Genomic DNA, 6,912 nt, shown 5'->3' with positions numbered 1-6,912 from the left:
CCCCGGCCGGGGCACGGCAGCAACCACCGAGCGGAGGTCCCCTGGGGCGTGGGGCTGTAGTCGGCCTGGGGGGCGGGCACAACCCCAGTGGACGATTAACCCCGATGGGGCGTCTTGCGTCTTGCGTCTGGCGTTTAGCGTTTTGCGTACGACGTAGGACGTACGACCCCCTCACCTCCCTCACCTAACCGCTTCCGCCTTCCGCTGTGCCTCCTCGAGCGCCTGCCGCGCTGGGACGCCGCCTTTGAGGGTGCGCTCGAGGGCTTCCTCGAGGAAGTTGCGCCAGGTGGCGAATTGGGGGACGCGGGGGCGGGGCTGGGCGTAGGCGATCTGTTCGAAGGCGACCTTGCGGTAGGGGTTGTCGCGGTAGAACTTCTCCAGCAGCGGGGTGGCCGACTTGCGCAGGGGGACGTAGTAGGAGGCCTGGACCCAGCGGGCTACGACCTCAGGTTCCATCAGGTACTTCCAGAACTCCACCGCGCCCCGGACCTCCTCGGGCCGGGCGCCCTTGACCACGACCAATTGGGCCCCGCCCAGGGGCACTTTGCCGCCGGGTTCGCGGGGGACGGGGGCGACGCCGAGCTTGAAGGCGAAGGAGAAGTTCTCGGCGGCGGGCCAGTTGGCGATGGAGGCGAAGACCATCATGCCCTTGGTGCGCACGAAGTCGAGCTGGGCGAAGGTGCTCTCGGCGAGGTTGCGGGTGGTGATAAATCCGCCCTTGCTCAGGTTCTGGAGGAACTCGAGCGCCTCCACGACCTCCTTGGAGGTGAAGGCCGGGCGCCCGTCGCGCGTGACCAGGTTGCCGCCCCGGCTCGTCACCATGGCCTCGAAGGTCCAGGATTCCGACAGGGCGATGAAGCCCTTGGACGAGCGGCTGGTGAGGGCGCGGGCCACGTTGCCGAACTCGGCCCAGGTGGCGGGCACCTTGAGGCCCTTGGCGCGGAGCTGGTTCTCGTTGAAGAACAGCACCGGCGTCGAGGTGTTGAAGGGCAGCCCGTAGCGCTTGCCGCCGATGACGCCGTACTCCCAGGCGGCCTCGTAGAGGTCGTCGGTGAGGGCTTTGGGCACCGCAGCTATGGCCTCGTCGAGGGCGACCGCGGAGCCCTCGGCCACCAGCTTGGGGAAGAACACCACTTCCGACTGGAACAGCGTGGGCCCCGACCCCGAGCGCAGCGCCGCCACCAGCTTGCTCTCGGCCTCGCGGTAGTCGCCCACGTAGCGCGGGGCCACCCGGAATTCGCGCTGCCTGGCGTTGAACTCCTTGGCGAACTCGTCGATGGCCCGCCCGGCAGGCCCGTCCATCGCGTGCCAGAAACTCACTTCCACCTGGGCCAGGCTCAGGCCCATGAACACCGCCGTCCACACCAGCACTCGCTTCACGTCGCCTCCTGGGGTTTTGCGCGAGCCCATTCTAACTGGGCGGAGGGGGCGGATGGAGAGAGGCTGTTAGCGCCGGGCGCCGGGTGCGGGTCGTACGTCGGGTGCGGGTCGTACGTCGTACGTCGTACGCAAAGAGCCAAACGCAAGACGCCAAACGCAAAACGCCAAACGCAAAACGCAAAACGCAAGACGCAAAACGCCAAACGCAAAACGCCTGGTTTCCCCCTTGGCAAGGGGGCTGGGGGGATATTTCCCTCCCCGCGGGTGGGGAGGGACGGGGTGGGGTCAACCACAGGCCACGGGCCTCCTGCTGACGGCTGGCCGCTTCCTGCCGTTCAAAGGCTCTTCAGGAAGTCCACCAGGGCTTGCTGCTGGGTGGGGGTGAGGCTGAGGAAGTTGGTGCGGGCTTTTTCGGCTTCGCCGCCGTGGGCGGCGATGGCGCTCTCGAGGTTGCTGGCGCGGCCGTCGTGGAGGAAGCGCTGGCGGGAGGCGAGGCCCCACAGGGGGGCGGTGCGCCAGTCCTTGCCGCGGGCTTCGCCCTGGGGGAGGCCGTCGTCGAGGAGGGGGCCCATGTCGTGCAGCAGCAGGTCGGAGTAGAGGGGGACGCCGCCCAGGCTGGGGGTGTGGCAGGCGGTGCAGCCGGTGGAGGCGAAGAGCCGTTCGCCCTCGCCTGGGCTCGCCTTGGGGCGCAGGGGCTCGAGGCTCCGCACGAAGGCGGTGAGGGCGGCGACGGTCTGGCCGTCGTCCTCGAGGCGGCCTAAGTCGCCCGGGCAGCGCTCCTTGACGGTGAGGAAGTCCTCGGGGGCGACGGGGTTGGTGATGCCGTGCTCGTTGCGCAGGGCCAGGCCCACGAACTGCTCGAGGCTCGCCACGTCGGCCTTCCAGCCGTAGCGCCCGACCCGCTTCACCCCGTCGGGCCCGCTCACCCAGTTGGGACGGCCCTGCACGCCGCCTTCCTTAGGAGCCGCACCCGCCAGGATCACGGCCTCGGGGATGCGGTCGATCAGGCCCAGGCCGTAGAGCGGGGGGGTGATGCGGATAGAGCTAAGGTTTGCCCCGGCGGGGATGCCGGGGCTTTGGGGGCAGGAGAGGCCGAGCTCACTCACCGAGTGGGCCCGGGCCACGGGGCCTCCCCCGCCGATCAGGGGGTCGAACTTGCCCCCGCTCAGCCGGCCGACGAAGGTGGCGAGCCCCAGCCCGTCGGGCGCCACGCCCCCCGCGGTGGGGGAGGCGTGGCACTCGGCGCAGGAGCGGGCGTTGAACAGCGGGCCCAGGCCTTCGTCCGGGGTGAAGGCGTGCTTGAAGAGCGCGGCCCCCTTGGCCACGAGGTCGGAGGCGGGCGCGCTGGCCGCGCCGCTGGCCCCGAAGGCAGGAAGCTCGATCACCGCGCCGCGCAGGCCGGGGTACTGGGGCAGCTCGCCGCTGACGCTGACGTAGATCTTCTGGGCGTCGCTCGAGACCGCGATCCCCGCAAGGCGGCCCCCGCCCAGCACGCCGGCCCCGGCCACCTCCACCCGGCGCACCGCGACCACGGTACCGTTCTGCCGGACGCGCACGATGGTGCCGTTGCCCCGGTTGAGCACGTAGAGGTCGGAGTTGCCGGCCAGGGTGGTGTTGGAGGCGAAGCCGGGGTTGGCGACCTCGGGCACCGCCGGGGCGAGGTCGATGGGCAGGCTGAACTCGGGCACCTGGATGCGCCGCTGCCGCGCGACGTAGAACACCTTGCCGTCGTCGGCGAGGGTCAGGGCCACGACCGCGTTGCCCAGGGGGTCGGCGACGTAGATGATGCGGTCGGGCACCCAGTTGAACACCATGCCCGCGCGGGTCGGGATCTGCTCGGTGGAGTCGCCGTCCTTAGGGGTGAGCGCGGTGAGGGGGCGGATGGTGCCGGCCGGGGCCAGCCCGTCCACGCCCTTCTCCACGTGGACCTGGGCGATCCGGCCGTCGGCCATGAGCGCCGCGAACACCGCGCGCCCGCTCTGGTCGGGCGACTTGCCCAAAAAGGCCGTGCCCAGCGTGGCCGCGTCGAGGCCGCCGAGGAAAATCTGGGGCGTGCGGTTGGTCTGGCTACCGCTGAACACCCCGCCCGCCACCTTGTTCGGCGCGCCGGCCAGGGGGCGCCCGTTGGGGTCGGTCACCGACTCGAAGCCCGGGCCCTTGGCCCCGTAAGGCGCCCCGGTGAACCAGGGCCGCCCGAAGGCGTTGTTGATGGAGATGCCCAGCGGGTAGCTCACGGCGGGGAGGGCGGCGGTCACGGCCTGGGGGTTGTTGAGGCCGTTGACGAAGGCCGGGCTCTGGGCGGTGTAGAGCTGCACCCGTCCCCCCGCGGCCACCGCCTGCCCGTCGGCCTTGGCGAAGTCCTGCGGCACGACCACCGGCGCGTCGCCGCGCGGGTCGATGGAGAGGATGGAGCCCTCCGGCAGGTTGGCGACGGCCTTGGGCGCCCCGAAGTTGGAGCTGCTGGCGACGAAAAGCCGCTCGGCCTCGAGGATCTTCCCCGCCTCGGTGAAGGCCTTGAACTCGGGCTTGTCGTGGATGGGGCCGCCGGGGTGGAAGAAGCCGATGGGGCTCAGGGCCCCCACGCCCGGGATGCCCACCGCCACGACCTTGCCGGTGATGGACGGCATGCCCTGCGCCAGAACGCCCCCGGCCAGGGCGAGAGCGGCGCCGAGCGCCGTGAAGATGGTTCTACGTGACAAAAAAGCCTCCTTCAGGACGCGGCACCCAATAGGGCGAGCCCGTGCGAAAACAGGGGTAGTCCGGAGATAGGGTAGGGGATAGAGCGGAACAAGGTGTCCGCGAGTCCGGTGACAAGGTATTGGATGCCAGGCCACAGGTCAACGAAGGATTTCTTAAGGTTCACGGGTCATTTGGCACATGAGGGGGTGCCGGGCTAGGGCGACGGGCTTAAGCCGTCAGCAGGAGGCTCGTGGCTCTGTGGTAAATCCCTCCCGCCGGCGGGGAGGGTTTATCCCCCCCAGCCCCCCTTGCCAAGGGAGGAACCAGGCGTTTTGCGTCTTGCGTCTTGCGTTTTGCGTTTTGCGTTTGGCGTTTTGCGTCTTGCGTTTGGCTTTTTGCGTACGACGTACGACGTACGACCCGCACCCGACGTACGACCCGCACCCGGCGCCCGGCCATCAGCTACCGACTACTTCAAATGCACCACCGTCACCCCGTGCCCCCCCTCGTAAGGCACCGCGTCGTGGAAGCTCTGCACGCGCTTGTCGCGCTTGAGGGCTTCGCGCAGGGCGTTGCGCAGGGCCCCGGTGCCCTTGCCGTGGAGCAGGCGCAGCGGGGTGGCGCCGACGGCCTTGGCCTCCTCGAGGTAGTCGTCCACGGCGAGGAGGGCCTCCTCGACGGTGAGGCCGCGCAGGTTGAGCTCGGGGTCGAAGCTCGAGCGCTGCCGCCCGCCGCCGGGGCCTTTGGGCTTGGGCTCCTGCTTGGGCTGGAGGCTGGCGAGGGGGAAGCTCACGCGCACGGCGCCCATCTGCACCACGGCCTCGGCGCCGCGCAGCTCGACGATGGTGCCGCGGCCGTACTCCGGCACGTCCACCACCGAACCCACCTCGAGGCCGGCCTTGGCGGGGGGCTGGGGCTTGGCGGGCTTCTGGTAGCGGCTGCGCAGGTGCAGCAGCTCCTGGAGGGCCTGGCCCTGGCCCTGCGCCTTGGCCTTCTCGCGGGTCTGGCGCACCTGCTGCTGGGCCTCGAGCACCACCCGCTCGGCCTGGGCCCTGGCCTCCTCGAGCAGCCGCTCGCGGGCGGCCTCGAGCTCGTCGAGCTGCTTCTGCAGCGCCTGCCGCAGGGCCTCGGCCTCGCGGGTGGCGGCGGTGGCCTTCTCGCGGTCGCGGCGGGCGGCCTCGCGCTCGGCCTCGAGGGCCGCCAGCAGGCGCTCCACCCGGCCCCCCTCGGGGCCCAGCAGCTCCTCGGCGCGGGCGACGCCCTCGGCGGGGAAGCCCAGCCGCCGGGCGATGGACAGCGCGTAGCTGCGGCCCGGGGAGCCCACCACCAGCCGGTAGGTCGGGCGCAGGTTCTCCAGGTCGAAGCGCATGGAGGCGTTGCGCACGCCGGGCTGCTCCTGGGCGAAGGCCTTGAGCGGGGTGAGGTGGGTGGTGATGAGGCCGCGCGCGCCTCGCTCGAGGAGGCGCTCGAGGAAGGCCTGCGAGAGCGCCGCCCCCTCCTCGGGGTCGGTGCCCGAGCCGAGCTCGTCGATGAGCACCAGGCTCTGCGCGTCGGCGTGCTCGAGCACCTCCTTCAGCCGCAGCAGGTGGGCGGCGAAGGTGGAAAGGCTCTCCTGCAGGCTCTGCTCGTCGCCGATGTCCACGAAGAGCCGGGTGGGGAAGTCGAGCACCGCGCCCTCGGCGGCCACGAAGAGCCCGGACTGGGCCATGAGCACCGCGAGCCCCAGGGTCTTGAGCAGCGCGGTCTTGCCGCCCATGTTGGGGCCGGTGAGCAGCAGGATGCGATGCTCGGCGGAGAGCTCGAGGTCGTTGGCGACGGCGTCGGGGATGAGGGGGTGGCAGGCGTTGACCAGCCGGTAGGTGCCCGCCTCGAAGCGCGGCCGGGTGAGCCGCCAGTCGTAGGCCAGGCTGGCGGCGGCGCGGGCGAGGTCGAGCTCGACGAGGGCCTCGAGGGTCTCGTCGAGCTCGGGGTCGTTGGCTAAGATCCCCGAGAGCTCGAAGAGGATGCGGCCCACCTCGGCCTCCTCCTCCAGGCGCAGGCTGGCGAGCTGGTTGTTGAGCGGCACCACGCCGGCGGGCTCGAGGAAGACGGTCATCCCGGTGTCCGACTGGTCGAGCACGATGCCCGGGACCTGGTTCTGGGCGCTGGCCTTCACCGGGATCACGTAGCGGTCGCGCCGGATGGTGATGAGCCGGTCCTGGATGGCGCTGGCGTGGCGGTCCATGAGGCTGTAGAGCCGGTCATGGATGCGCTCGCGCAGCGGGTTGAGCGAGGAGCGGATCTCGCGCAGGCGCGGGCTGGCCGAGTCGCGCACGTGGCCGGTCTCGTCGAGCGACTCCCTGACGCGGCGGCGGAAGAGGGTGTGCTCGCCGACGCGGGCCGCGACGGCCTTGAGCCGCTCCCCGATCTCCAGCAGCTCGTGCTTGAGCTCGGCGGCGGCCTCGAGGCTGTGCGCGACGCCCAGCAGGTCGAGGCCCTCCAGCCGCCGCCCCTCCCGGGCCGCGGCCAGCGCCGGGCGCAGGTCGCGGATGCCCCCCAGCCGGTAGCTGTAGGCCACGGCCTCGGCCACCAGGGCCTGCTGCTCGAGGGCCTCCTCGAGGCGGGCCTTGGGGCCCAAGCGCAGCGCGGCCTCCTGGCCCATGAGGGTCGAGGCCCGGTCGGCGAGGGCCTGTTGAACGCGGTGAAATTCCAGGGCTTCGAGGGCGTCACGCATAAGCCGGCATCCAAAAGGCCAGTATAGCGCCTGCGCCCGGGCCGTTTGCGCCCTGGCTCAGGCTTGGGGGGCCGCATAGAATGGGCGGGTCATGCGGGCGAAAGGGGCGGGGGCGTGAGGCGGTGGCCGGTGGCCGTGGG

Annotated in this window: 3 protein-coding genes; all 3 read right to left on the bottom strand. The window is 71.1% G+C overall.

Annotated elements, in window-relative coordinates; genetic code table 11:
- Nucleotides 1–180 precede the first annotated feature (180 nt).
- The 3 genes from Mterra_RS17485 to Mterra_RS17470 all read right to left on the bottom strand — a co-directional run bounded on the left by Mterra_RS17485 (nt 181) and on the right by Mterra_RS17470 (nt 6,772).
- A complete protein-coding gene (locus Mterra_RS17485; protein ID WP_119316323.1) occupies nt 181–1,347 on the bottom strand; it encodes an ABC transporter substrate-binding protein in 1,167 nt (388 codons plus the stop codon).
- Nucleotides 1,348–1,715: 368 nt separating this feature from the next.
- The gene (locus Mterra_RS17480; RefSeq protein ID WP_119316322.1) at nt 1,716–4,079 is read right to left on the bottom strand and encodes a di-heme oxidoredictase family protein; all 2,364 of its coding nucleotides are present in this window, start codon (nt 4,077–4,079) and stop codon (nt 1,716–1,718) included.
- A gap of 449 nt (nt 4,080–4,528) precedes the next feature.
- Nucleotides 4,529–6,772 (bottom strand): endonuclease MutS2, encoded by a 2,244-nt coding sequence (locus Mterra_RS17470; protein WP_119316320.1) that lies wholly within the window; start codon nt 6,770–6,772, stop codon nt 4,529–4,531.
- Between the last annotated feature and the right edge of the window lie 140 nt (nt 6,773–6,912).

This window comes from Calidithermus terrae, assembly GCF_003574345.1.
Taxonomy (GTDB): Bacteria; Deinococcota; Deinococci; order Deinococcales; family Thermaceae; genus Calidithermus; species Calidithermus chliarophilus.
Note: the sequence above shows the minus strand (reverse complement) of the source record. Positions and strands in the feature narration are given on the sequence as shown.